Below are 24,659 nucleotides of genomic sequence, written 5' to 3' on the forward strand. Positions count from 1 at the left end.
GCGCCCGGGCTGTGGCGCAAACGAGCGGCTTAGATCTTGCCGACGAGGTCGAAGGAAGGCTTGAGCGTTTCGGCGCCTTCGGTCCACTTGGCCGGGCAGACTTCACCGGGGTGGGCAGCGACGTACTGGGCAGCCTTCACGCGGCGCAGCAGTTCGGCAGCATCGCGGCCGATGCCGTTGTCGTGCACTTCGATGGTCTTGATCTTGCCCTCGGGGTCGATCACGAAGGTGCCGCGATAGGCGAGGCCTGCGTCTTCGCCCTCTTCGATGAGGACCTGGAAGGCGCGTGCGAGTTGCTGGCTGGGGTCTCCGATCAGCGGGTACTGGACCTTGCCGATGGTCTCCGAGGTGTCGTGCCAGGCCTTGTGGGTGAAGTGGGTGTCGGTCGACACGCCATACACCTCGACGCCGAGTTTCTGGAATTCAGCATAGTGGTCTGCGAGGTCACCCAATTCGGTCGGGCACACGAAAGTGAAGTCGGCCGGGTAGAACACGACGACCGACCACTTGCCCTTGAAGTTCTCGTTGCTGACCGGGACGAACTTGCCGTTGTGGTACGCAGTGGCCTTGAACGGGATGATTTCGGTGTTGATCAGGGACATTCAGTTTTTCCTTGGGATGGCTGATAAAAGAAAATGGCGAGTGATTAGTATAACTACCAATCGAGACGAATTCATAGCTATGAACTATGAAAAAAATTGGAGTGGCCTATGAGGTCGGCGGCCACCGCCAAATGCGAACACCTATCACGATCAAACGCATGCAGACCGCGGCCGCATGGGTTTGCTTGCGCGCCGTCACGAGGGGCTCACACAATCGACGCTTTCAGAACAAGGAATAACCATGAAGGGCGACCCTCAAGTCATCGACCATCTCCAGGCGCAGCTCAAGAACGAGCTCACCGCAATCAACCAGTACTTCCTGCACTACCGCATGCTCAAGCACTGGGGCCTGGACAAGCTGGCCAAGAAGGAATACGAGGAGTCGATCGGCGAAATGAAGCACGCCGACAAGCTCATGGATCGCATCTTCATGCTCGACGGCCTGCCGAATCTTCAGGATCTGGCCAAGCTCAATGTCGGCGAAGACGTCCCCGAGATCCTGCAGTGCGACCTCACAGCCGAAACGGGCGCACAAGCCACCATCAAGGCCGGCATCGCCCACTGCGAATCGGTGCGCGACTATGTCTCGCGCGACCTGCTGCAAGAGATCCTGGACGACACCGAGGAACACATCGACTTCCTCGAAACCCAGATCGATCTGGTCGACAAGGTCGGGCTGCAGAACTATCTGCAGTCGCAAATGGGCGAGATCGAATAAGGCGCATCACGCCAGGCATGCGGGCTGCGGCCCGCATTTTTTTGCCCGCATCGCTTCTTGCAAATAGCATTCATTCTCATTTGTAAGGCTAGAATCGCGGGCTTCAATGACCCCCGCCGCCACCGACAATCGCCGCCGCGCCTACTGGCTCAAGACCTTGCATGAATGGCATTGGGTCAGCTCGGCGCTCTGCCTGATAGGCATGGTGCTGTTCAGCGTCACGGGATTCACCCTCAATCATGCCGCCGGCATCGAAGCCAAGCCGAAGGTCAGCAGCCTGACCGGCACCATCGACGACGCGCTGCGCGGCCACCTCTTGCAACAGCTGCCGGCTGTCAAGGCGCACAAGGGTGAGGCCGAACTCCCGGCAGAACTCCAGGCCTGGCTGCAGAAGCAATGGGCGATCGACACTTCGGGCCGCGAAGCGGAGTGGTCCGACGACGAAATCTATCTCTCGCTACCGCGCCCCGGCGGCGACGCCTGGCTGCGGCTCAGCCTGTCCGACGGGCAGATCGAATACGAACGCACTGACCGCGGCTGGCTCTCTTATTTCAACGACCTGCACAAGGGCCGCCACACCGGCGCCGCCTGGAGCTGGTTCATCGACATCTTTGCGGCCGCCACGCTGGTATTCTCGGTCACCGGCCTGTTCATTCTCAAGATGCATGCGGGCAACCGGCCTTTCACCTGGCCCATGGTCGGCATGGGCATGGTCGTTCCGGTGCTGCTCGCGCTGTTGTTCATTCATTGATCAGGAAAGAGGTTCTCCCGTGCAAGTTCGCTATTCGCTCGCGTTCGCAGCGCTCTTCGGCGCGCCCGCCTTCGCAGCCGGCCTCGCGGTCAACATCGAAGTGCCGCGCCTGACGGTGGCCGAATACCACCGCCCGTACGTCGCGGCGTGGATCGAGCGCGCCGACCAGTCGGTCGCCACCACGCTGGCCGTCTGGTACGACATCAAAAACAAGGGCAATGCGGAAGGCGAAGGCACCAAGTGGCTCAAGGACATGCGCCAGTGGTGGCGGCGCACGGGACGCGAGCTGCAGATGCCGGTCGATGGCGTGAGCAGCGCCACCCGCCCTGCCGGCAAACACCAGCTCAGCTTCACCGAAGGCTCGTTTGCGCTGCCGAAGCTGGCGCCGGGCGCCTACAAGCTGTACGTCGAAGCGGCACGCGAAGTCGGCGGCCGCGAAATCGTGAGCATTCCGTTCCAGTGGCCGCCGGCCAAGGCCGAGCAGCCCCAGGTCGCCGGCAACAGCGAACTCGGCGAAGTCCGGCTCGAGCTCAAGCCTTGATCCATCCCCTTTCATCCTTCTCATCGGGTCTCACCATGAAGTTTGCTTTTCGCACCGCCGTCCTGGCCCTTGCTCTTTCCGCCGGCGCCGCTGCCGTGCAGGCGCACAACGTGTGGCTGCTGCCATCAAGCACCGTCCTCTCGAAAGGCGACTGGATCACCGTCGACGCGGCCGTTTCGAACGACCTGTTCTTCTTCAACCACAATCCGCTGGCGCTCGACAACTTGGCCGTGACCGCGCCCGACGGCAGCGTCGTGAAGGCCGAGAACATCCATAAAGGCAAGTTGCGCAGCGTGTTCGACCTCAACCTCGCGCAGCCCGGCACCTACCGCGTCGCCGTGCTCAATGGCGGCGTGTTCGCCCGCTGGAAGGACAAGGCCACCGGGCAACCCAAGCGCGCACGCGGCACGCCGGAGAACATCGCCAGCCAGATCCCGGCCGATGCGCAGGAGGTCGAGGTGACGCAGTCGGCGGGCCGGATCGAGACCTTCGTGACCGTGGGAAAACCCAGTGTGCTCAAGCCGAGCGGCAAGGGTCTCGAATTGGTGACGACCACCAACCCGACCGATCTGGTGAAGGGCGAGAAGGCCAGCTTCGTGCTGCAGATCGACGGGCAGCCGGCCAAGGATCTCGAAGTGACGGTCACGCCCGGCAACACGCGCTATCGCGACAAGGTGGATGAGATCACGGCCAAGACCGACGCCAAGGGCCAGTTCTCCGTGACCTGGCCGCAGGCCGGCATGTACTGGCTCGAAGCCAGCACCAAGGACGGCAAGACCACGGTGCCGCAAGCCAAGGAGCGGCGCCTGAGCTATGCCGCCACCTTGGAAGTGATGCCCTGAACACGTTGCGGGACACGCCGCACATGCGGCCTTCGTTCGCGATCCGAGGCGCTGCGGGGTATGCCAATGAGGCCGTGCCGCGCCGCGCCGATCCTGCGAGCCTCCAGCAACTCGCTGGGCAGACCATGGGCACGACCTGGTCGCTCAGGTTCGACAACCTGCTCTTGATTCCTCTCGATACCGTTCGTGCGAGCGCAGAGCTTGCGCTGGACCGGGTGATCGCCCAGATGAGCACCTGGGAATCGGACTCCGACATCAGCCGCTTCAACCACGCTGCCGCCGGCAGCCGGCATGCGCTGGCGCCCGAATTTGCCAACGTGCTTGCCTGCGCATTGCAATGGGCTGCCGAAAGCGGAGGCGCCATCGATCCGACCGTCGGACCCTTGGTCGCTCTCTGGGGTTTCGGTGCACACGCCAATGCATCGCCGCTGCCGCCCTCGCCTGCCGACCTCGCTGCGTCACGCCTGCGCATCGGCTGGCAGCGCATCGCCTTCGAGCCCGCGACGAACTCGATCCTGCAGCCGGGTGATGTCTCGCTCGATCTCTCGGGCATCGCCAAGGGCTTCGCGGTCGACCAGGTAGCCGCCGAGCTGCAAAAGCTCGGGCTCGGGGATTTTCTCGTTGAAGTGGGCGGCGAACTGCGTGGTGCCGGCCGCCGCCCCGGCGGGCAGCCGTGGCAGGTGCAGATCGATGCCGCGTCCGGTGTCACGACACGCCTTGCGCTCAGCGACATGGCGGTCGCCACCTCGGGCGATCGCTGGCACCGGCGTCGACACGAGGGTCGGAGCTGGTCGCACACCCTCGATCCGCGCTGCGGCGAGCCGACCCGGCACGCGCTGCAAGCGGTGACTGTGTTGCATCGCCAGTGCATGCACGCCGACGCGCTCGCCACCGTTCTCACGGTGCTCGGCCCGGACGACGGCCTCGCCTTTGCGCAACGCCGCGGGATTGCCGCCCTGTTCGTTTGCCGGGAAGACGCAGGGCACAGGATGATCGCCAGCAACGCCTGGGCAACGCAAGTCGCATGACCGAGGCCACCGTGCGCGCGATGGCCGCCGGCTCGGCGGCGTTCGCCTACCTGTGGCTGTGCCTGGCGGTGTACTGGCGCCAACGCCGGCGTCGCCAAGCCACGGCGCGCGCCGCCGCCGCGCTCGCCGGAGACAGCCCCGAACAAGCCGCGCTGGTGCTGTTCGCGAGCCAGACCGGCCAGGCGGAAGCCATCGCCTGGCAAACCGCAGGCTGGTTGCGCGCAGCAGGGACGCCGGTCCGCGTCATGTCGCTCAACGAAGCCGATGAGAGGACCTTGCGCGACACAAGCTCTGCGCTCTTCATCGTCAGCACTTACGGTGAAGGCGACGCACCCGACGGCGCCAGCGTGTTCGCCGAGGAGGTGATGGGCGGCACCGCCGACTTCTCCTTGCTGCGCTACGCGGTGCTCGCATTGGGTGATCGCCAGTACGCGAACTTCTGCGGCTTCGGCCGTGCGCTCGACGAGTGGCTTCACTCGGCCGGCGCCACGCGCACATTCGAGCGTCTTGAAGTCGACAACACCGACCCGGCCAGTCTCGCCGTCTGGCGGGCCCGATGCGGCGGCGACGCGGTTGCGCAGGTGGAAGACGACAGCGCAAAGCCCATGCCGTGGCGTCTCGCCGCGCGCCAACGCTTGAATGCGGGCAGCGCCGGCGCCCCGGTGTACCACCTGGCGTTCGTGCCGCCGACGGGAACTGCAGCACAGTGGGAGTCCGGAGACGTGGCGCAGATCACCATCGCCAGCGATCCGGGCCGGCCGCGCGACTATTCGATCTCCTCGATTCAAGCCGACGGAGAACTCCAACTGCTGGTGCGGCAGGAACAGCACCCCGACGGAACTCTGGGTGCCGCATCGGGCCTGCTGACCTCGACCTTGGCCATTGGTGACACGGTGGCGCTGCGTCTTCGACCGCACGGCAATTTCCGCCTCGAAGGCAATGCGCAGCGGCCGCTGATTCTCATCGGCAACGGCACCGGCCTGGCCGGCCTGCGCAGCCATCTGCGAGCGCGCGCCGACGCCCGTCAGCACGACAACTGGCTGGTCTTCGGCGAGCGCAACGCCCAGCACGACTTTCTCTTCCGCGCCGAAATCGAAGCCTGGAACGCTGCAGGCGTTTTGCGCCGGCTCGACATGGTCTTCTCGCGCGATCAGCCCGAACGCCTCTACGTCCAGCATCGATTGCTGCAGGCTTCCGAAGAAGTGCTCGCATGGATCGGTCGCGGCGCGGCGGTGTACGTGTGCGGCAGCCTGAAGGGCATGGCATCCGGCGTCGATGCGGCATTGCGGCAGATCGCCGGTGACGCCGTGATCCGTGAACTCACGGCCACCGGCCGCTATAGACGCGACGTCTATTGAGGCGCAGGCTTGCACGGCCGCCCGGTTGCTAACTGGCAACAAACACAGCGGCTCTTAGTCTCAATTTTGGAAATACGTAAACAAACGTATTGAGATTAATTATCATTCCCCCGAAGTCGCGCCCTCTGCGACTCAGCTCACCCAGCCAATCCCCCGCCGCCCCTCAGGGCGCGTCTCGGACCCGCCAGTCGAGTTCTCACATGCCGTCTTTCCGGAGAACCCTTCATGGCCTATATCAAGAGCCGCAAGCACGCCGTCGGGCGCGCGCCATCCCCCCAGTTGACTGGCGCAGCAGCCGCAACCCTGATCGCGATCTCGATGCCCGTCGCGGCGCAGACCAGCACGGCGAACACGTTGCGCGAAGTCAAGATCGAAGCGACAGCCGATAGCTACAAGCCCGAAGCGTCTTCATCGCCCAAGTTCACGCAGCCGCTGGTGGATACGCCGCAAACCATCACCGTCATCAAGAAGGAGGTCCTGCAGGACCAGGGCGCGACGACGCTGACGGAGGCGCTGCGCAATACGCCCGGCATCACCTTCCAGATGGGGGAGAACGGCAACACGTCCACAGGCGACGCCGTGTTCATGCGCGGCTTCGACACCTCGGGCAGCATCTTCGTCGACGGCATCCGCGACGTGGGCACCGTGTCGCGCGACATGTTCAATATCGAACAGGTCGAGGTGGTCAAGGGCCCTGCGGGCGCCGACATCGGCCGCGGATCGCCGACCGGCTACATCAATCTGGTATCCAAGGTGCCCGCCGCCGAGAACTTCTTCGCCGGCAGCGTGAGCCTGGGCTCCGCCAGCCAGAAGCGGGCAACGGTCGACCTCAACCGGGCGCTGAACGAAACCGGTTCGGTGGCATTTCGTCTGAATGCCATGGCGCAGGACGGCGGGGTTCCGGGACGGGACCTGGTCGAGAACAATCGATGGGGCATCGCGCCTTCGCTCGCCATCGGCCTCGGCACGCCAACGCGCATCTACCTGTCCTATCTGCACATGGACCAGAAGAATCGCCCTGACGGCGGCATTCCCGTGGTCGGCCTCGAAGGCTACTACCTTGCCGATCTGGCGCGCATCGGCGGCAACGGCCCTCGGGTCGACACCAACAACTACTACGGCTTCCTGTCGGACCATGACGACGTGAAGGCCGACATGTTCACGGCGCGCATCGAACACGACATTGCGCCCGGCGTGACGATCCGCAACATCTCCCGCTGGGGCCGCACCAAGCAAGACCTGACGCTGACGGGCGTGTTCAGCAACGGGCTGCTCGTCCCGAACGTGTTCAATCCGCTGGGCTGGTCGGTGCGCACGACGCCGCAGGGCAAGCTTCAAGACAACGAGATCTTTGCGAACCAGACGAACATCACGGCGGACCTGACCCTGGGCGGCTTGAAGCACTCCATCAGCGCCGGCGTCGAGTTCGGCCGCGAAGAGCAGGACAACACCGCCATGGCTGCCCAGATCAACGCGCTCAACGGCGTGCGCTCGGGCACTTCGTTCCTTGCCTACAACAACCTCTACGCCCCCAACGTCAACCGCGCCTTCGTTCCGGTGCTGCCGACCGGCGCCAGCACCGCCGGCAAGACGACCACGGCCGCGCTGTACGCTTTCGACACCATCCAGCTCAACGAGCAATGGCTGATCAACGGCGGTCTGCGCTACGAGCACTACAAGAGCGATTTTTACAGCCTCGACGCACCTGCAGCCAATGGAACGCAACTCGCAACGCGGCTCGGCAAATCCGACAACCTTCTCACGGGCAAGCTAGGCGTGGTGTTCAAGCCGGCCCCCAATGGAAGCATCTATGCCGCCTACGCCACGTCCGCGAAACCGCCAGGTTCCGACTTCGCGCTGTCGGGCACGGCCACCAACATCAACAATCCGAACCTCGATCCTCAGAAGGCGAAGACCGCCGAGATCGGCACCAAGTGGGATCTGCTGGACAAGCGCCTCGCGGTGACCGGCGCACTGTTCCGGACCACCAACGAGAACGAACAGGCTCAGGTCGATACCTTCGGCAACACCGAGCAGTACGGCAAGACGCGGGTGCAGGGCATTGAACTGAGCGCCATCGGGCAGATCACGCCTGCATGGCAGGTCATCGCGGGCATCGCCAGCATCGACACCGAGATCCTGGAAGGGTCGCGGACAAGCACCACGCAGAACGGCGCCCAGATCCGCTTCTCGCCGAAGCTCACGGCCACGCTCTGGACGACCTACAAGTTTCCCATGGGCCTGATCGTCGGGGGCGGCGCACGTTACGTCGACACGCAGGCGCGGGCGACATCGAACGCGGCGCTGACGCCGACCACCTTCTTCCCGACGATTCCGAGCTATACGGTCTTCGACGCGATGATCGGCTACGAGATCAACAAGAACGTGGCGATCCAGCTCAACCTGTACAACCTGACGGACAAGTTCTATCTGGCGCGGGTGAACAACGCAGGGAACCGGCTGACGATCGGAACGCCGCGCTCCGCGACCTTGACTGCCAACTTCAAGTTCTGACGCGCCCCGGCATTCCACGCTCGAGGAATGCGAAACTCGCCGCCCCAGTCGTCGCGCTGGGGCTTTTTTCATGGAGACCTTGCAAATGATGTTGCATGTGCCCGATGTCCTGACGCGGGATCAGGTGCGCGAAATACGAGCAACCCTCGACACGACCGATTGGGTGGACGGCAGGGAAACCGTGGGGGAACAGGGCGCCAAGGTCAAGCGCAATCGTCAGTTGCCCGAGCTCTCCCCCGTGACTCGCGTGTTGGGCAGCACCATCCTGGCCGCACTGGCCAAGAATGCCCTGCTCTTTTCCGCTGCGCTGCCGCTGCGGTTCGTGCCACCGCTGTTCAATCGCTACGAAGGCGGCGAACACTACGGACTGCACGTGGACGGATCGGTGCGCTCCGTGCCCGGCACCGGCGAGCAATTGCGCACCGATCTGTCGTGCACCCTGTTCCTGTCCGAGCCGGAGGACTACGAAGGAGGCGAACTGGAAGTCGTGGACACCTACGGCACCCACGAAGTCAAGTTGCCGGCGGGCGATCTGATTCTGTATCCCTCCAGCAGCCTGCACCGCGTGCATCCGGTGACGCAAGGCGCGCGGATATGCGCCTTCTTCTGGCTTCAGAGCATGGTGCGCGACGACCGTCAGCGCGCCCTGCTGTTCGAACTTGACCAGACCATCCAGAAGTTGCGGGCGCGCCTGGGCGAGTCCGAAGAGAGCGTGGCCCTGACGGGCAACTATCACAATCTGCTGCGGATGTGGGCCGAGGTGTGAGCGGGGAATTCCATTGTGGGCGCAATAGTTATTGCAAATGCGAGGAATTCGTATTTATAATCAAGCCTCTTACAACCAGCCAGCCAACCGCCGCCTCACCGCCATGATCGTTTGCGTATGTCGCCGAGTGTCAGACCGCGAAATCGCACGCCATGTGCGCGCCGGCATGACCTTCGACGAAGTACAGTTTGAACTCGGCGTGGCCACCCAGTGCGGCCAGTGCGAAGGCTGCGCGCGCGACGTGGTCGCGCAATGCAGCGCTTCCCATCCGGTTGCCGCGCTCAACCGCGAATCGGAACAGAGGTCGATCCAGCTTGCCAACTCCATCACGGAAAGCAGGGCATGGAACTCTTCTCGGCACTCGGCGGCAGCCTGATCCTCGTCACCGGCTCGGTCTGGTGGATTCTTCGTAAGTAATCGGCGGTTCCGCTGCAGCCGGGCACCTTTCGCAAGGGCCGGCACTCCATAGTTGATCGTGTCTGACCGCTTTTCCTCGCCTCCTCCCTCCGTTCTGGGCCTCTCGCGCAACGCTGTCATCGCAGGCGGCGTGGTGCTCTTTCACGTCGCGGCCCTGTGGGCGCTGCAAAGTGGGCTGCTCCGCCGCGCTGCCGAGGTGGTCATCCCGGTGGAAATCCTGAGCGAGTTCATCGAGCCGCCCAAGCCGGCAGAACCGCCGCCACCGCCGCCCGAACCGCCCAAGCGGGAAGTGACGAAGACGCCTCCGCCGCCGCGGCCACAGGCGATACGGGAGCCCAAGCCCACACCGGCACCCAATGCGCCCACGGGGAGTATCGAGCCGCCGCCCCCGCCGGCGCCCGTTGCACCGCCAGCGCCGCCGGAGCCGCCTGCTCCCCCTGCCGCGCCGCCGGCACCGCCAGCGCCCAAGCTCGTCGAAATCAGCCAGGGCCAGACGCAGTACATCCGCGAACCTCGCATCACCTATCCGGCGATGAGCAAGCGATTGGGCGAGACCGGCACGGTGATCGTTGCGGTCTATTTCAACAGCGCAGGCTTCGCCAAACGCGCCGAGATTTTCAAGTCCAGCGGCTACGACCGGCTCGACCAGGCAGCGCGCGAGGCAGCCATGTCATCGCAGGTCACGCCGATCAAGCAGCCGGGCGCCAACGAGGCGACCGTGTACCTGTTGAAGGCGCCTTTCAATTTCACACTTTCCCAATAGTTCCGGAGCAGTAGTTATGGATTCCCAATTTGGCCTGATGAACGTATGGGCGCAGGGCGACTTCGTCACCAAGGCCGTCGCCTTGCTGCTGATCGGCATGTCGCTCGCGTCGTGGATCGTGATCCTGATCAAGGCGCTGGACGTCATCAAGTACAAGCGTCTCGCGAAGCACTCGCAGGACTTCTGGCACAGCGAAGACTTCGCCACCGCGCTCAACAAGCTCGGCAAGGACGACAGCAATCCGTTTCGCGCCCTCGCCCTGGAAGGCCGCGAGGCGGCGGCCCATCACCGCAACACCAAGGCCCATCTGCACGATGCGCTCGACGTGAGCGACTGGATCACGCGCGCGCTGCGCAACGGCATCGACGAATTCACCGCGCGCCTGCAGACCGGCCTGGCCATCCTGGCTTCGGTCGGCTCGACGGCGCCTTTCATCGGTCTTTTCGGCACCGTCTGGGGCATCTATCACGCCTTGATGAGCATCGGCTCGGCCGGCCAAGCCACCATCGACAAGGTGGCAGGCCCGATCGGCGAAGCGCTGATCATGACGGCGCTGGGCCTGGCGGTGGCCATTCCGGCGGTGCTGGGCTACAACGCGCTGGTGCGCGGCAACAAGTTCGTGCTGACCAAGCTCAACAGCTTCGCGCACGACCTCCATGCCTACTTCGTGACCGGGGCACGCGTCCAGAGCGGCGTCGAGGCCACCGTCGTTCCGCTCAAGAAAGGCTGAGCACCATGGCTTTCGGAACCCAGGACGAACCCGACGAGGTGATGAACGAGATCAACATGACGCCGCTGGTCGACGTCATGCTGGTGCTCTTGATCATCTTCATCATCACCGTTCCGGTGATGAAGCACGCAGTGAACATCGACTTGCCCCGAGCGAGCAGCGAGCCGGAGCAGACCAAGCCGCAGAACATCCTGTTCACCGTGGCCGCCGACGGCAGCTACTACTGGAACGAGCAGAAGATCGACGACGCCGAACTGAAGACGCGACTCGCGGCCGAAGCGGCCAAGGATCCGCAACCCGAGTTGCACATCCGCGGCGACAAGGCGGTGCGCTACGAGCGCGTTGCACAGGCGATGTCGGCAGCGCGCGAGACCGGCGTGCGCAAGATCGGCTTCATCACGGAACCCGAAGCGAAGTAGAGCGTGCTTTGCAAATCAAAAAGTTCGATCGAGACGATTGACTTTTTATTGCGAATCATTATCATTCACTCATCGCTTTCAAAGGGGAATTCCAATGCCAGCAACTCCCAACGCATTCACCGTCCTGAACCATCCCTCGCTCGACCATTCGGGCGGCGGCCGCGCCGCCGCGGAGGCGCCCCGCCCTGCAGCCCTCTTCGAGAGCACGGAGCTTCTCAAGGGCAGCAAGATCGTCGGGATCATGCACAACGGCTCGCTCTACCGGCTGCAAGCCACCAAACTCGGCAAGCTGATCCTGACCAAATAGAGATCAGCCCGCCCCTCGCGCAAGTTTCATCGTGGGGCGACTCGAGGAGATTCATCTCCGAAGGGTCGTTTTTTGCTAGCCAACGGTTCGCCGACTAGCCAAGCTTTTTTTTCCACCTTGAACGCCAAAAAAGAAAACGCCGACCCGAAAGTCGGCGTTCTTGTTTTGAAGCCTGCGATCAGAGGCCGAGCGCGGCGATGCCCGCCTTGGCAATCTGCGCGTCTTCGTTCGACTTGACGCCGCTGACGCCGACCGCACCGATCACCTGGCCATCCTTGAGGATCGGCACACCCCCCTCGAGCAGCCCCTGCACCCCGGGCGCCGTCAGGAACGACGTGCGGCCGCCGTTGATCATGTCTTCATAGATCCGGCTCTCGCGCCTTCCCATCGCCGCCGTGTGGGCCTTGGCCGGCGCGATGTGCGACGACAAGGCCGCCGCGCCGTCCAGCCGCTGCAGCCAGAGCAGGTTGCCGGCATCGTCGGCGATGGCAATGGTCACGGCCCAGTTGTTCTTGAGCGCTTCCGCCTCGGCGGCGGCGGCAATGGCCTTGACATCGGCGAGTTCGAGAAAAGACTTGGTCTTCATGGTCTTGCAAAAAGTGAACTAAGTGCCGGAGCATAGCGCCCGCACCTGTATGAGCCCTTACGGATGGCGGAAAGCGCCTTAGGGACATCCGGATGCGGGTTTTTGTCGCGGCCGGCTCTTGCGGCCACCTAGAATGGGCCCCAACTGCAGCGTTGCAGCAAACATCAGGAGTTTCAGCAATGAACGACCGCGTCAACACCCTCGACACCACCGTCGGCTACGGCCAGACGTTGCCGCAGGCAGAGCGCCAGCGCGTCCTGCGCAATACCTATTGGCTGCTCGCCCTGAGCCTGCTGCCCACCGTGCTGGGCGCCTGGCTGGGCGTCGCCACCGGCATCACCCGCTCGCTCAGCGGCGGTCTCGGCCTCATGGTCTTCCTGGGCGGCGCCTTCGGCTTCATTTTTGCGATCGAGAAAACCAAGAACTCGGCCGCCGGCGTGCCGGTGCTGCTGGCCTTCACCTTCTTCATGGGCCTGATGCTGTCGCGGCTGATCGCGATGGTGCTGGGTTTCAAGAACGGCTCCGAACTGGTCATGACCGCCTTCGGCGGCACCGCCGGCGTGTTCTTCGTCATGGCCTCGCTGGCAACGGTGATCAAGCGCGATCTGACCGGCATGGGCAAGTGGCTGTTCGTCGGCGCGCTGGTGCTGATGGTCGGCGCGATCATCAATGTCTTCGTCGGCTCGAGCGCCGGCATGATGGCGATCTCGGTCGCCGCCATCGGCATCTTCTCGGCCTTCATGCTGTATGACCTGAAGCAGGTCATGGACGGCGGCGAGACCAACTACATCAGCGCCACGCTCGCGCTCTATCTGGACCTGTTCAACGTGTTCCAGAGCCTGCTGGCCTTGCTCGGCATCTTCGGCGGCGAGCGCGACTGAGCGCCTGAGCCGCTTCAAGCAAGGGCCCCTCGGGGCCCTTTTTCATGCCCGCTCGAACACCGCGATCGACTCGACATGGGCCGTGTGCGGGAACATGTTGACCACACCGGCGAAGGTACAGCGATAGCCCGCCTGATGCACCAGGAGGCCGGCGTCGCGCGCCAGCGTCGAGGGATTGCAGCTCACATAGACGATGCGCTTCGGCGGCGACCAGCCGCCTTCGTGCAGTTCGACCTGCTGATGAAGGTCGGCGAGCGCCTTCGCCAGCGCAAACGCACCCTCGCGCGGCGGATCGACCAGCCATTTGTCCGCCGCGCCGTCGGCCACCAGCATTGCGGGTGTCATCTCGAACAGGTTGCGCGCGACGAAGCGGATCGGGGCCAGCGCCCCTCGACCGGGCACCGCGGGCCGGTTGTGCTCGAAGTTGTCGGTCGCCCGCGCCACCAGCGCGTCGCTGCCCTCGATGCCCAACACCTCGCGCGCGCGGCTCGCCAGCGGCAACGTGAAGTTGCCCAGGCCGCAGAACCAGTCGATCACGCGCTCGTCCGACTGCACGTCGAGCAGGCGCAAGGCGCGGCTGACCAGCGCGCGATTGATGTGCGGATTGACCTGCGTGAAATCGGTCGGCTTGAACGGCATCGTGACGCCGAACTCCGGCAACTCGTAAGCGAGCGCGGGACCACCGGGCTCGAGAAGCTTCACCGTCTCGGGCCCTTTGGCCTGCAGCCACCATTGCACGCCGGGGTGCTGCGCCGCAAAAGCCTGGAGCCGCCCAATGTCCGCCGCGGACAGCGGCTGCAGGTGCCTCAGCACCAGGGCGATCAACCCGAGGCCGGCGCCGTCCGGCGCGTCTCCGCAAGCCAGTTCGATCTGCGGACAGGTGTCCCGCGCCTCCATCGAGCCGACGAGCTCGCGCAAGGGCATGAGCATGGCGCTGACCTGGGCGGGCAGCACGGGGCACACCTGCATGTCCGCCAGGTAACGGCTCTTGCGCTCGTGAAAGCCGATCAGCACAGTGCCCTTCTTGGCCACGTAGCGCATCGACAGGCGGGCGCGATAGCGGTAGTGCCAGGCGGGACCTTCCAGCGGCCGCAGCATGTTCTCGGGGCGCACTTTGCCGAGATGCCACAGGTTATCTTCGAGCGCACGCTGTTTCACCGCCACCTGCGCCGCGGCATCCAGGTGCTGCATCTTGCAGCCGCCGCAGGCACCGGCGTGCAGGCCGAAATGCGGACAGCCGGGGCGCACGCGCTGCGACGATTCGCGGCGGATCGCCGCCACGGTGCCCTGCTCCCAGTTGTTCTTCTTACGGTGCACGCTGAACTGCACTTCTTCGAAAGGCAATGCGCCTTCGATGAACACCACCATGCCGTCGGCCTTGTGCGCTACGCCTTGTGCGTCGAGGTCGAGCGACTCGACGTGCAGCCATTCATCGCGGGCTTGTTGCTGCGCCGCCTTCTTCTCTATCGAATCCGTCATGCACGGATTGTCTCAGGGCTGCGCTGCGCCCTCGGCCCGGAGGCTACAAAAGTGCATCGCGCCGCACCCCGGCGCGCGCGAGCTGGCGGCGCATCTTGGCGAGCGCCTCGTTCTGGATCTGCCGCACGCGTTCCCGCGTCAGTCCGAGGCGCACGCTCAACACCTCGAGTGTTTCCGGATCGCGGTCATGCAGGCCGTAGCGGCCTTCCAGCACCTCGCGCTCGCGTTCGCTCAGTGCGAGGATCCATCGATCGAGAAGCTTCTCGACCTCGTGCGTTTGCGTCACCCCTGTCGGGTCTCCGCCCTCGTCTTCCGAAGCCACCGTTTCGGCCAGGCTGAAGCTGTCGTCGCCGCGCTCGCTGCCCGCATCGAGCGAACGTGGCGCCTCGGAGAGCGCCATCAGCTCGGCCACCGCCTGCACCTCGCGGCCCAGCAGCGCCGCGACATCTTCGACCCGAACGCCGTCGGGCCGGCGGGCGATGAAGTCGGCGTCGCCCTCCAACGCGCGGCGTGCGCGCATCACCTGCTGCAGTTCGCGAACCACATGCACCGGCAGCCGGATCGCGCGGGCCTGCATCATCGCCGCCCGTTCGATCGACTGGCGAATCCACCAGGTTGCATAAGTGGAGAAGCGAAAGCCCCGCTCCGGCTCGAACTTGTTGATCGCATGCATCAGGCCGAGGTTGCCTTCTTCGATCAGATCAACGAGCGGAACGCCGCGGCCGAGATAGGCCTTGGCGATGTTGACCACGAGCCGCAGGTTGTGCTCGATCATCGATTGCCGCGCCGCGAAGTCGCCGCTGCGCGCGGCGCAGGCGGTCTGGTATTCCTCGTCGGGAGTGAACAGTTCCGTGCGCCGGATCTCGCGCAGGTAGAGCGTCAGCGAATCGCCGCCTTCACCGCCTGGATCGACCGGCACCGCGTCGTGCGGAATCTCGGGCGGCGCGCCCTTGTCCGCGCGGTCAACGACGTCGTCCGCAGGAGCGGGCAGGCTCGCAGGCTTGTAAGGCCGGAAGGTCGAGATGCTGCCGTTGCCCGCCGCGCGCCGCACGACCGGGATGCGACGCGGGACGGAGGCAGCCATGCATGATCCTAGCGCGCGGGCAGGTAGCGCGCCGGATCGACCGGCTTGCCCTGGCGGCGGATTTCGAAATGCAGCTTCACGCGGTCTGCGTCGCTGTTGCCCATCTCGGCAATCTTCTGGCCCTTCTGCACGGACTGGTCCTCCTTCACCAGCAGGGTCCGGTTGTGCGCATAAGCGGTCAGGTAGGTGTTGTTGTGCTTGAGGATGATCAGGTTGCCGTAGCCCCGCAGGCCGGCGCCGGCATACACCACTCGCCCATCGGCTGCAGCCAGCACCGAATCGCCGGCCTTGCCGCCGATGTCGAGGCCCTTGTTCTTGGCTTCGTCGAAACCTGCAATCAGCGAGCCCTGCGCAGGCCAGATCCAGCCCACGTCTTCATCGCCCGATGCCGTCGCAGCCGGTGCCGAAGGCGAGGCGGTGACGATGGGTGGCGTAGGTTTGGCAGCCGCACTCGCCGCGGCCGCGGGAGCCGCTGCGGCGCCGGAAGACGGTGCGACGGCAGCCTGCGTGACCGGCCGCGTGACGGCGCCCGACGCATCGGTGGTACCCGCTGCGGGTGCCGGCGCCGCAGTGCCTGTGGCGCCGGCCGGCGGGATCACGCGCAGCACCTGGCCGACCTCGATCAAGTCGGGATTGTCGAGATTGTTCCAGCGGGCGATGTTCTGCCAGCTCTGACCGGTTTCGGTGCCGATGCGGCGAATGGTGTCGCCGGGACGCACCGCGTAATAGCCGGGCTTGCCGTAGTTTTCGATGCCCGGCAGCGGCTTGCCCGAAGCGTCAGTGGTGATCGGCGGGACAGCAGGTCCTCCGGGTGCAGCGACCGGCGCGCTGGTCATCGTGCCGCGGTCCTCGACCGGTACGGGGCCGCGCCTGGTAGCACACCCCGCAATCAAGAGCGCGACCAGCAGCGTCACGCCGGCAAGCCAGCCCCGATTGCCAATACCCAGCATGTGTTCTTCCTTCAAGCAATTCCCGATTTTAGGGGGACAAAGTGAACCGGCTCAAGAATGCGGCGCTCCAGTCCCCGCGCTGTTTTGTCGATCACGACAAGGGCCTGTTTGCCGACCGCGGACTGGGTCGGCGCGACGAGCCGGCCGCCCACGGCCAGCTGCGCGATCCAAGCTTCCGGCACCGCTTCGCCGCCGGCCGCCGCGATGATGCCCGCGTAAGGCGCACCCTTTGCATAGCCCACCATGCCGTCACCGAGCAGCAGATGAACCGTGGCCAGCCGGAACGAGCGGAGATTGGTGCGTGCTCGCTCGTGCAACCCGCGCAGGCGCTCGATGCTGTAGACCTCGGTCGCGATGTGGCTCAACACCGTCGCCTGGTAGCCGCAGCCGGTCCCGATCTCGAGCACGCGGCCCAAGCGGTCGGCGGGCTTGTTCGCCAATGCGGGGGCGCCGAGCAGGAGTTCGATCATGCGGGCCACCACGTTCGGCTTCGAAATGGTCTGGCCCAGACCGATCGGAAGGCTCGTGTCTTCGTAGGCCTGATTGACCAGCGCGCTGTCGACGAAAAGATGACGCTCGACAATGCCCATCGCGCGCAGCACCCGCACGTCGGCAATGCCCTGCGCGGCGAGCCGCTGAACCATGCGCGCGCGCACGGCGTCCGAGGCCATCGAAGGCGTGTGATGGACAAGCGGATTGGCAGGCACGGCGGATGTGCGCCCGCGCGTCACGGCCGACGCGGTGGGTGTGAGCCGCACGGGGAACCCGGGTCGCTGGCTCGCCATGTCAGGAGGACTCGCCCAGGCGAGCCACCGTCTCGCGCCACTGGCCCAGGTTGGCATGGTCGGTCAGATCGATCTGCAATGGCGTGAGCGCAATGTGGCCAGCCGCCGTCGCATGGAAGTCGGTGCCCTCGCCGCTGTCCTTGGCACTGCCCGCCCCCGCGATCCAGTACATGGTCTCGCCACGGGGGCTGTCCTGCGTAATCACCTTTTCGGCTGCATGACGGCGCCCCAGCCTGCAAACCTTGACCGATTTCAACTTGTCGAAGGGCAGGTTCGGCACGTTGACATTGAGAAGGAACGCACCGCCCTCGAGCATGCGTTCGCGTTCGATCTGCTCCACCAGCCGCCGGGCCGCACGGGCGGCGGCATCGACATGGGCCCAGCCCTTCTCGATCTGAGAGAACGCGATCGCCGGAATGCCGAAAAGATAGGCCTCCATCGCTGCGCCGACGGTGCCCGAGTAGATGGTGTCGTCGCCCATGTTGGCGCCGTTGTTGATGCCGGAAACCACGAGATCGGGCCGGTAATCGAGCAGCCCCTTGAGCGCGATGTGCACGCAGTCGGCGGGCGTACCCGTTACGTAGCGAAAGCCGTTGTGCGCGGTATGCACGTAAAGCGGCGCCGCCAGCGTGAGCGCGTTCGACTTGGCGCTGTTGTTGTGCTCTGGCGCGACCACTTCGACTTCAGCCACCTCCTTCAGCGCACCGTGCAGCGCAACGATGCCGGGTGCCTGGAAGCCATCGTCGTTCGAAATAAGTATCTTCATGTCGTCGGTGAGTGCGCGCGATTGTAGGCGGCCGAGGCGTCACGGCAGGGACAATGCCCGCCAGCCGGCCCGCCTATCATGGCCCGGATCCATTGCCCCCAAGACCCACCTCAAGGAGACAAGAGCATGCACGCATGGCTCTGCGAAAACCCCACCGGCGTCGACGCCCTGACCTGGAAGGAACTGCCGACACCGACGCCCGGTCCGGGCCAGGTGCTGATCGAAATCAAGGCGGCCAGCCTCAACTTCCCCGATCTGCTGATCGTGCAGAACAAGTACCAGATCAAGCCGCCGCTGCCCTTCGTGCCAGGGTCCGAATATGCGGGCGTGGTGGCGGCTGTCGGCGACGGAGTGACTCATCTTCAGATCGGCCAAAACGTCGCCTGTCTTTCCGGCACCGGCGGCTTCGGCACCCACACGCTGGCGCCGGCGGCCCTCTGCATGCCGCTGCCCGAGGGCTTCGGCCATGTCGATGCGGCAGCTTTCATCATGATCTATGCGACGTCGTGGCATGCGCTGATGGACAGGGCGCAGCTCAAGGCCGGCGAAACCGTGCTGGTGCTCGGCGCGGCCGGCGGCGTCGGAACGGCCGCAATACAGATCGCCAAGGCTGCCGGTGCCAAAGTGATCGCCGCGGCCTCCACCGATGAAAAATGCGAGCTCTGCAAATCCATCGGGGCCGACCTCACGATCAACTACACGACGCATGCGCTGCCCAATGGCTTTCGCGACGCCATCAAAGCGGCGACCGACGGCAAAGGGCCGGATGTGATTTACGACCCCGTCGGCGGCGAATTCGCAGAACCTGCGTTCCGCTCGATCGGTTGGCGCGGGCGTTATCTGGTCGTGGGCTTCGCCGCCGGCCCCATTCCCTCGCTGCCATTAAATTTGACGCTACTCAAAGGCGCGTCGCTGGTCGGCGTGTTCTGGGGGGATTTCGCCAAGCGCGAACCCAAGGCCAATGCGCAGATGATGGCCGAATTGGCGAAGTGGTATGGCCAAGGCAGGATCAAGCCGGTGATCGACCGCACCATGCCGATGGCAGAGTTGAAGGCCGCCTACGCTCACATGGGTTCGCGCGGCGTCAAAGGCAAGCTCGTGATGGTCAACTGAGGCTTCCCGCACCCAATAAAAAAGCCCGCACCTGCGGGCTTTTTTACGAGGGACTCAGCAAACCGCCTACTTGATCTCGAAGTCCGACAGCGACTTGCCGGCGGCCAGCGCCTCCGTAATCCAACGCGGCTTGCGCCCACGCCCACCCGACCATGTTTCACCGGTTGGGCTGCGATACTTTGCAGCCGCCTTGGTCCCGACCACCACTGTACTGCGCTTGCCACCACGCGTGCCGAGTTTCAGATCGGCCGCAGTCAAACCATATTCAGCGACCTTCTTGCGCAGTTCCTCGATCACACCGGCGCGCTCCTGATTGCGCAGTTCCTCGGCTTGCTTGCGCAATTGCGCAATCTGCTCGTCGTGCTTCTTGATCTGGGAATTGATGTCGGCAAGGGTCGAGGCCATCGGTGAAATCCTCCGAATTGGAAAGTAAAAATTCTAATTCAAATCCCAATTGCCGCAAGTGAGGCCGCTCCAAAAAAAAAGCGCCGATCGAATGATCGGCGCTTTCGTCAAAGGGGTTTGGGGTGGCTGATGGGACTCGAACCCACGACGACCAGAATCACAATCTGGGACTCTACCAGCTGAGCTACAGCCACCACAGAGCCTGCAATTGTAGCGGCAAAAAACTAGCGTCCGCCGGCAACGATCGGATCCGGCGGCTTTGGCACCAGGATCTCCGCCTTGAACCTGCTCTTCAGCATGTCGTAGTACGCCGCGTTCTCCGCCGCGGCCACGGCCTGCGCGACCTGCTGCGTCTCCTGATGTGCCGCCTCGGGCGCAGGCGGCGTCCGGGGCACCGTTTTGTTGACCCGCACGACGGCATAGCCTTGCGCGCCCAGATCGACCCCAACCAGCGAAGGCAGCTTGGCCGGATCGGCCCGCAAGGCGCCTTCGATGACAGGCACCGGCTGCGACTGCGTCTCGAGCCGCGAAACCGTCACCGCCGCGCCGAAGCTTGCATCGGCCGGTTTGGCTTGCCAGGCCGCGAGCTTGGCCTCGCCCTCGGTCTTGGCGAGCGCGGCTGCGCGCTCGGTGACAAGCTGGGTACGAACCTTGTCCTTGACCTCCTCGAAAGGCAGCGACCGCGCAGGGCTGTATTGCGTCACGCGCCCCGAAGCGAGTTGGTTGGGGCCTATCTCGATCGCCTCGGTGTTGTGCTTGCGTTCGAGCGAATCGGCGGCAAACAGTGCGTTCAGGAAGTTGCGGCTTGCCAGCGCACCCGCGGCGCCCGGCGCGGGCATGCGGCCGACCTTGCTCGCGGTCTGGATAGTGAGCTTCAACTTGTCGGCGGCCGGCTTCAGGCTGTCGGGCTGCTGGTAGACGATGTCGGTAAAACTCTCGGCCGCCTTGGCGAACTCCTGCGTGGCCTGCTGGCTGCGCACTTCGTTCTCGATGGCGGCGCGCGCCTGCTCGAAGGGCTGGATCACCGCGGGCTTGATGTCGTTGAGCTGGATGATGTGGTAGCCGAACTCGGTTTCGACGACATCGCTGATCTCGCCCTTCTTAAGCGCGAACATCGCATCCTCGAAAGGCTTGACCATGGCGCCGCGCGTCACGAAATCGAGGTCACCGCCCTTCTCCGCCGACCCGGGGTCTTGCGAATTCTTGCGCGCGACATCAGCGAAAGTGCCCGGTGCCTTCTTGACTTCGGCCAGCAGCTGCTGCGCCTTCGCACGCGCCTTCTCGCGCTCGGCGGCGGGCGCACTCGCGGGCGCGCTGATCAGGATGTGGCTTGCACGGCGCTCTTCCTTGGTCCCGAAGCGCGCGGCGTTCTGGTCGTAGTAGCTGCGTAGATCGGCCTCGTTGATCGCGATGTTCTTCTTCGCCGCTTCGAGATCGAGTACCAGGTATTCGATGCTCGCTTGTTCGGGCACCTGGAATTGCGCGACATGCTGCTTGTAATACGCCTCGAGATCGGCATCGCTCACATTGACCTTCGGTGCGAAGTCGCCCGGATTGAAGCGCGCGACCTGCACTTCGCGGCGGTCATAGAAGGCATTGAGCGTGGCTGCTGCCTGGGCGGGCGTGGCGAATGCCGTTCCTGAAATGCCCAGCAGCACCTGCTGCGTCGCCAGGTCGGCGCGCACCGAAGCTTCGTACTGCTCGGGGGTGCGGCCCGTTGCGCGCATGAAGCGCTCGCGATCGAACTTGCCGTCGGCCGTGCGGAAGGAAGCCAGGCCCGGATCTTCGGCGAACAGACGCGCGAGCCGCTCTTCCGACACCGTCATGTTCGACTTCGAAGCGGCCGCCGCGAGCACGCGGTCGCGCACCATGCGCTCCAGCGTCGCGTAGCGGGCGGCGTCCGAATCGAGCAAGCCCGGCTCGATGTTGGGCGCCTGCTGCCGGATCCTGTCGATCTCGTTGCGGTGCTGCGCATCCCATTCCGGCCGGGTGATGTCGGTGCCGTCTACGCGCGCAACCTTCTCTCCTTGGCCGCCGCCCTGGTAGCGATCGACGCCGAACAGCACGAACGACGGAATGATCAGCAAGAACAAGAGCCCCATGATGACCTTGTTGTACTTGCGGAAGGAATCAAACATGCTTGGACACTCTCTGCGGGATGAACGAAACAGCAAACAAAAAAGGCGAACTGAGTGTTCGCCTTTGCATCGGGTGGTGGGTGCTGAGGGGTTCGAACCCCCGACCTACGCCTTGTAAGGGCGCCGCTCTACCAGCTGAGCTAAGCACCCCACCGGGAACCAGTGTCTCAGTTCAGCGCGTCTTTGAGCGCCTTGCCGGGACGGAACTTCGGGATCTTGGCGGCCTTGATTTTAATCGCGTCGCCGGTGCGTGGATTGCGGCCCGTGCGCGCAGCGCGTTTGCCGACTGCAAAGGTGCCGAAACCGACGAGCGAGACGGAACCGCCCTTCTTGAGCGTGGTACGAATGGCGCCGATGGTCGATTCAAGTGCCCGCGTGGCAGCGGCTTTGGAGATGTCGGCGTTTTTTGCGATGTGCTCAATCAGTTCGGTTTTGTTCACAAGGGCCCCTTGCAGGAAAAATTGTTGATCGGGTAACGTCAGAAACAATGCCGGCCCCATGACGACGCCATGGGGTGCGATAAATGGAAAAGGATGGCAGTTCTGACGCGCCGGCAGCGCACTGCCGACAAGGATTACAACCACTGGTCCACGGGGTGTCAATACGACAGCCGGCCGCGCAACCCAGCGAGGACCGCGATTTTAGTGGTGTTTTGCGCCGGCTCTTTTCAAAGCGCTTGCGCCACCGCACGACCCAAGTCGGTCGTGCCCGCGCTGCCGCCGATGTCAGGCGTGCGCGGTGCGCCGCTTGCCGGTGCCAGCACTTTCTCGATCGCCGCCAGGATGGCATCGTGCGCAGCTTTGTGGCCGAGGAACTCCAGCATCATCGCGCCGCACCAGATCTGCCCGATCGGATTGGCGATGCCCTTGCCGGCGATGTCCGGTGCCGAGCCGTGCACCGGCTCGAACAGCGAGGGCGTGGTGCGATCCGGATTGAGATTCGCGCTCGGTGCGATGCCGATCGTGCCGGTGCACGCAGGGCCGAGGTCGGACAGGATGTCGCCGAACAGATTGCTCGCCACCACGACATCGAAGAAGTCGGGGCGCTGCACGAAGTGCGCTGTCAGGATGTCGATGTGGAACTTGTCGAGCTTGACGCCCGGATAGCTCTCCGCCATCGCGGCGACGCGCTCGTCCCAGTACGGCATGGTGATCGAGATGCCGTTGGATTTGGTCGCGCTGGTGAGGTGCTTCTTCGGTCGCGATTGCGCGAGCTCGAAGGCGAACTTGAGCACGCGGTCGACGCCGACGCGCGACATCACGGTCTCCTGCACGACGATCTCGCGCGCCGTCCCTTCGTACATGCGCCCGCCGATGCTGGAGTATTCGCCCTCGGTGTTCTCGCGCACGATGTACATGTCGATCTCGCCGGGCTGCCGCGGCGTGCCGTCCCGCCGAACCACGGGCGCCACGATGCCCGGCATCAGGCGCGCGGGACGCAGGTTGATGTATTGATCGAACTCGCGACGAAACAGCAGCAGGGAGCCCCAGAGCGAGACATGGTCCGGAATCTTTTCGGGCCACCCGACCGCGCCGAAGTAGATGGCGTCGTGGCCGCCGATCTGATCCTTCCAGTCGTCCGGCAGCATCTTGCCGTGCTTCTCGCAGTATTCCCAGCTCGAAAAGTCGAAATGGTCGAAATGAAGATCGATGCCGAACTTGCGTGCCGCGGCATCGAGCACGCGCAGTCCTTCGGGCATGGTTTCCTTGCCGATGCCGTCGCCGGCAATGACTGCGATTCGTTGGGTGCTCATGTCTCAAATCCTTGGGATGGGTTGAAAAAGGGCAGCGCCTCGGCCAGCAGCTCGCGCGGCGCTTCTTCGGGAATGTAGTGGCCGCACGCCAAGCTTGCGCCCGACACGTCGAGAGCGCGTTCGCGCCAGCGCGAAAGCACGTCGAAGCAGCGGCCCACGGCGCCGTGCTCGCCCCACAGCACGCGCAGCGGCTGGGCCAGCTGGAGGCCAGCGGCGACGTCCGCCCGGTCGTGTTCGAGATCGATCGTGGCTGCGGCCCGATAGTCCTCGCAGATCCCTCGCGCGGTGCCGTCGATCGCGGCGCAGCGCTCGTACTCGGCCAGGGCCTCGGGCGCAAAGGGCGTGAGACCGGCATGGCGGCTGCCCATGACGCTGCGGACATAGCGCACCGGATCGGACCCGATCAGCGCCTCGGGCAAGGGCGGCGGCTGGATCAGGAAGAACCAGTGCCAGTAAGCGCGCGCAAAGGCTTCCGAAGTGTTCTGGTACATCGCGAGGGTCGGTGCGATGTCGAGCAGCATGAGCCGTTCGACAGCCTGGGCGTGGTCCGCCGCGAGCCGATGGGCCACGCGCGCGCCGCGGTCGTGCGCCAGCACGCCGAAGCGGGAGAAGCCGTGCTGCTGCATGGCGTACAGCGCATCGAGCGCCATCTCACGCTTGCTGTAAGCGGCGTGATCCGCATCCGCCGCGGGGCGGCCCGAATCGCCGTAGCCGCGCAGATCGACCATGACGACGGTGAACAGCTCCGCCAGCGCCGGCGCGGTGCGATGCCAGATCGCATGCGTCTGTGGATGCCCATGAAGCAGCAGCAGCGGGTTGCCGCGCCCGCCGATGCGGCCGTGCACTCGCACGCCGTTGCGCGACAGATCGAAAGTGGAAAACGAAGCGAACACGGGCTGATTGTGCGTTGCGCGCCGCACAGCATCAAGCAACAATCGGGCAATTGATACTTTCCAGATTGGC

At 64.5% G+C, this 24,659-nt stretch carries 27 protein-coding genes and 2 tRNA genes; 15 read left to right on the forward strand and 14 right to left on the reverse strand.

Going from position 1 to position 24,659, the window contains the following annotated elements:
- Positions 1 to 29 precede the first annotated feature (29 nt).
- Positions 30 to 602 carry an alkyl hydroperoxide reductase subunit C gene (ahpC, locus tag AC3A6B_RS00125; protein WP_093109835.1) on the reverse strand — a complete coding sequence of 191 codons (573 nt, stop codon included), beginning with the start codon at positions 600 to 602 and terminating at the stop codon, positions 30 to 32.
- Between the two features lie 241 nt (positions 603 to 843).
- On the opposite strand from ahpC, the gene bfr reads away from it, so the two are divergent.
- The 13 genes from bfr to hemP all read left to right on the forward strand — a co-directional run bounded on the left by bfr (position 844) and on the right by hemP (position 11,756).
- Positions 844 to 1,320 carry a bacterioferritin gene (gene bfr / locus AC3A6B_RS00130; RefSeq protein ID WP_487834731.1) on the forward strand — a complete coding sequence of 159 codons (477 nt, stop codon included), beginning with the start codon at positions 844 to 846 and terminating at the stop codon, positions 1,318 to 1,320.
- Between the two features lie 106 nt (positions 1,321 to 1,426).
- Positions 1,427 to 2,071 carry a PepSY-associated TM helix domain-containing protein gene (locus AC3A6B_RS00135; protein ID WP_487834732.1) on the forward strand — a complete coding sequence of 215 codons (645 nt, stop codon included), beginning with the start codon at positions 1,427 to 1,429 and terminating at the stop codon, positions 2,069 to 2,071.
- Positions 2,072 to 2,090: 19 nt separating this feature from the next.
- A complete protein-coding gene (locus tag AC3A6B_RS00140) occupies positions 2,091 to 2,612 on the forward strand; it encodes a DUF2271 domain-containing protein (RefSeq protein WP_487834733.1) in 522 nt (173 codons plus the stop codon).
- Positions 2,613 to 2,647: 35 nt separating this feature from the next.
- Positions 2,648 to 3,454 carry a DUF4198 domain-containing protein gene (locus AC3A6B_RS00145; RefSeq protein ID WP_487834734.1) on the forward strand — a complete coding sequence of 269 codons (807 nt, stop codon included), beginning with the start codon at positions 2,648 to 2,650 and terminating at the stop codon, positions 3,452 to 3,454.
- A gap of 74 nt (positions 3,455 to 3,528) precedes the next feature.
- Positions 3,529 to 4,482 carry an FAD:protein FMN transferase gene (locus AC3A6B_RS00150; protein ID WP_487834735.1) on the forward strand — a complete coding sequence of 318 codons (954 nt, stop codon included), beginning with the start codon at positions 3,529 to 3,531 and terminating at the stop codon, positions 4,480 to 4,482.
- Complete coding sequence (locus tag AC3A6B_RS00155; protein WP_487834736.1) at positions 4,479 to 5,840, forward strand: sulfite reductase subunit alpha; 1,362 nt, start codon at positions 4,479 to 4,481, stop codon at positions 5,838 to 5,840. The genes AC3A6B_RS00150 and AC3A6B_RS00155 overlap by 4 nt, the downstream gene beginning before the upstream one ends.
- A 225-nt stretch (positions 5,841 to 6,065) precedes the next feature.
- Positions 6,066 to 8,354 carry a catecholate siderophore receptor Fiu gene (locus AC3A6B_RS00160; protein WP_487834737.1) on the forward strand — a complete coding sequence of 763 codons (2,289 nt, stop codon included), beginning with the start codon at positions 6,066 to 6,068 and terminating at the stop codon, positions 8,352 to 8,354.
- Between the two features lie 85 nt (positions 8,355 to 8,439).
- Entirely contained in the window at positions 8,440 to 9,120 is a 681-nt protein-coding gene (locus AC3A6B_RS00165; RefSeq protein ID WP_487835219.1) for a Fe2+-dependent dioxygenase, read from the forward strand.
- A 103-nt stretch (positions 9,121 to 9,223) separates the two neighbouring features.
- Entirely contained in the window at positions 9,224 to 9,496 is a 273-nt protein-coding gene (locus AC3A6B_RS00170) for a (2Fe-2S)-binding protein (RefSeq protein ID WP_487835220.1), read from the forward strand.
- 96 nt (positions 9,497 to 9,592) lie between these two features.
- On the forward strand, positions 9,593 to 10,300 hold the full coding sequence (locus tag AC3A6B_RS00175; RefSeq protein ID WP_487835221.1) for an energy transducer TonB: 708 nt from the start codon (positions 9,593 to 9,595) through the stop codon (positions 10,298 to 10,300).
- 16 nt (positions 10,301 to 10,316) lie between these two features.
- The gene (locus tag AC3A6B_RS00180; RefSeq protein WP_126836491.1) at positions 10,317 to 11,030 is read left to right on the forward strand and encodes a MotA/TolQ/ExbB proton channel family protein; all 714 of its coding nucleotides are present in this window, start codon (positions 10,317 to 10,319) and stop codon (positions 11,028 to 11,030) included.
- Positions 11,031 to 11,035: 5 nt separating this feature from the next.
- Entirely contained in the window at positions 11,036 to 11,449 is a 414-nt protein-coding gene (locus AC3A6B_RS00185) for an ExbD/TolR family protein (protein ID WP_487834738.1), read from the forward strand.
- 94 nt (positions 11,450 to 11,543) lie between these two features.
- Positions 11,544 to 11,756: a hemin uptake protein HemP gene (gene hemP / locus AC3A6B_RS00190; RefSeq protein ID WP_487834739.1), complete on the forward strand. Its 213-nt coding sequence runs from the start codon at positions 11,544 to 11,546 to the stop codon at positions 11,754 to 11,756.
- Between the two features lie 178 nt (positions 11,757 to 11,934).
- Here the strand turns inward: hemP and AC3A6B_RS00195 are convergent, their stop codons facing one another.
- On the reverse strand, positions 11,935 to 12,342 hold the full coding sequence (locus AC3A6B_RS00195; RefSeq protein WP_487834740.1) for a GlcG/HbpS family heme-binding protein: 408 nt from the start codon (positions 12,340 to 12,342) through the stop codon (positions 11,935 to 11,937).
- 179 nt (positions 12,343 to 12,521) lie between these two features.
- Here AC3A6B_RS00195 and AC3A6B_RS00200 point away from each other — a divergent pair, with 179 nt between their 5' ends.
- Positions 12,522 to 13,223 (forward strand): Bax inhibitor-1/YccA family protein, encoded by a 702-nt coding sequence (locus AC3A6B_RS00200; protein WP_487834741.1) that lies wholly within the window; start codon positions 12,522 to 12,524, stop codon positions 13,221 to 13,223.
- Between the two features lie 42 nt (positions 13,224 to 13,265).
- Here AC3A6B_RS00200 and rlmD read toward each other — a convergent pair whose 3' ends face one another.
- From rlmD to surE, 5 genes are read right to left on the reverse strand one after another with little or no spacing between them, the layout of a single operon-like run.
- The gene (gene rlmD, locus AC3A6B_RS00205; protein WP_487834742.1) at positions 13,266 to 14,702 is read right to left on the reverse strand and encodes a 23S rRNA (uracil(1939)-C(5))-methyltransferase RlmD; all 1,437 of its coding nucleotides are present in this window, start codon (positions 14,700 to 14,702) and stop codon (positions 13,266 to 13,268) included.
- Between the two features lie 43 nt (positions 14,703 to 14,745).
- Positions 14,746 to 15,786 carry a sigma-70 family RNA polymerase sigma factor gene (locus AC3A6B_RS00210; RefSeq protein WP_487834743.1) on the reverse strand — a complete coding sequence of 347 codons (1,041 nt, stop codon included), beginning with the start codon at positions 15,784 to 15,786 and terminating at the stop codon, positions 14,746 to 14,748.
- An 8-nt stretch (positions 15,787 to 15,794) separates the two neighbouring features.
- Positions 15,795 to 16,736 (reverse strand): peptidoglycan DD-metalloendopeptidase family protein, encoded by a 942-nt coding sequence (locus AC3A6B_RS00215; RefSeq protein ID WP_487834744.1) that lies wholly within the window; start codon positions 16,734 to 16,736, stop codon positions 15,795 to 15,797.
- Between the two features lie 11 nt (positions 16,737 to 16,747).
- Positions 16,748 to 17,521 carry a protein-L-isoaspartate(D-aspartate) O-methyltransferase gene (locus AC3A6B_RS00220; RefSeq protein ID WP_487834745.1) on the reverse strand — a complete coding sequence of 258 codons (774 nt, stop codon included), beginning with the start codon at positions 17,519 to 17,521 and terminating at the stop codon, positions 16,748 to 16,750.
- A 1-nt stretch (position 17,522) separates the two neighbouring features.
- Entirely contained in the window at positions 17,523 to 18,287 is a 765-nt protein-coding gene (surE, locus tag AC3A6B_RS00225; RefSeq protein WP_487834746.1) for a 5'/3'-nucleotidase SurE, read from the reverse strand.
- 126 nt (positions 18,288 to 18,413) lie between these two features.
- On the opposite strand from surE, the gene AC3A6B_RS00230 reads away from it, so the two are divergent.
- Entirely contained in the window at positions 18,414 to 19,400 is a 987-nt protein-coding gene (locus AC3A6B_RS00230) for an NADPH:quinone oxidoreductase family protein (protein WP_487834747.1), read from the forward strand.
- 66 nt (positions 19,401 to 19,466) lie between these two features.
- Here AC3A6B_RS00230 and AC3A6B_RS00235 read toward each other — a convergent pair whose 3' ends face one another.
- From AC3A6B_RS00235 to AC3A6B_RS00265, 7 genes are all read right to left on the reverse strand, one after another.
- A complete protein-coding gene (locus tag AC3A6B_RS00235; RefSeq protein ID WP_487834748.1) occupies positions 19,467 to 19,805 on the reverse strand; it encodes an H-NS histone family protein in 339 nt (112 codons plus the stop codon).
- Between the two features lie 118 nt (positions 19,806 to 19,923).
- Positions 19,924 to 19,999: transfer RNA gene (locus tag AC3A6B_RS00240), tRNA-His, on the reverse strand.
- Positions 20,000 to 20,029: 30 nt separating this feature from the next.
- The gene (locus tag AC3A6B_RS00245) at positions 20,030 to 21,943 is read right to left on the reverse strand and encodes a SurA N-terminal domain-containing protein (protein ID WP_487834749.1); all 1,914 of its coding nucleotides are present in this window, start codon (positions 21,941 to 21,943) and stop codon (positions 20,030 to 20,032) included.
- 74 nt (positions 21,944 to 22,017) lie between these two features.
- Positions 22,018 to 22,093, reverse strand: a tRNA-Val gene (locus AC3A6B_RS00250).
- A 17-nt stretch (positions 22,094 to 22,110) separates the two neighbouring features.
- Positions 22,111 to 22,383 carry an HU family DNA-binding protein gene (locus AC3A6B_RS00255; RefSeq protein WP_007830705.1) on the reverse strand — a complete coding sequence of 91 codons (273 nt, stop codon included), beginning with the start codon at positions 22,381 to 22,383 and terminating at the stop codon, positions 22,111 to 22,113.
- A gap of 227 nt (positions 22,384 to 22,610) precedes the next feature.
- Positions 22,611 to 23,696, reverse strand: coding sequence for a tartrate dehydrogenase (locus AC3A6B_RS00260; RefSeq protein WP_487834750.1), 1,086 nt, complete (start codon positions 23,694 to 23,696; stop codon positions 22,611 to 22,613).
- Entirely contained in the window at positions 23,693 to 24,589 is an 897-nt protein-coding gene (locus AC3A6B_RS00265; protein WP_487834751.1) for an alpha/beta fold hydrolase, read from the reverse strand. The genes AC3A6B_RS00260 and AC3A6B_RS00265 overlap by 4 nt, the downstream gene beginning before the upstream one ends.
- Positions 24,590 to 24,659 lie beyond the last annotated feature (70 nt).

It is taken from the genome of Variovorax sp. Soil_C_33 (assembly GCF_057656935.1).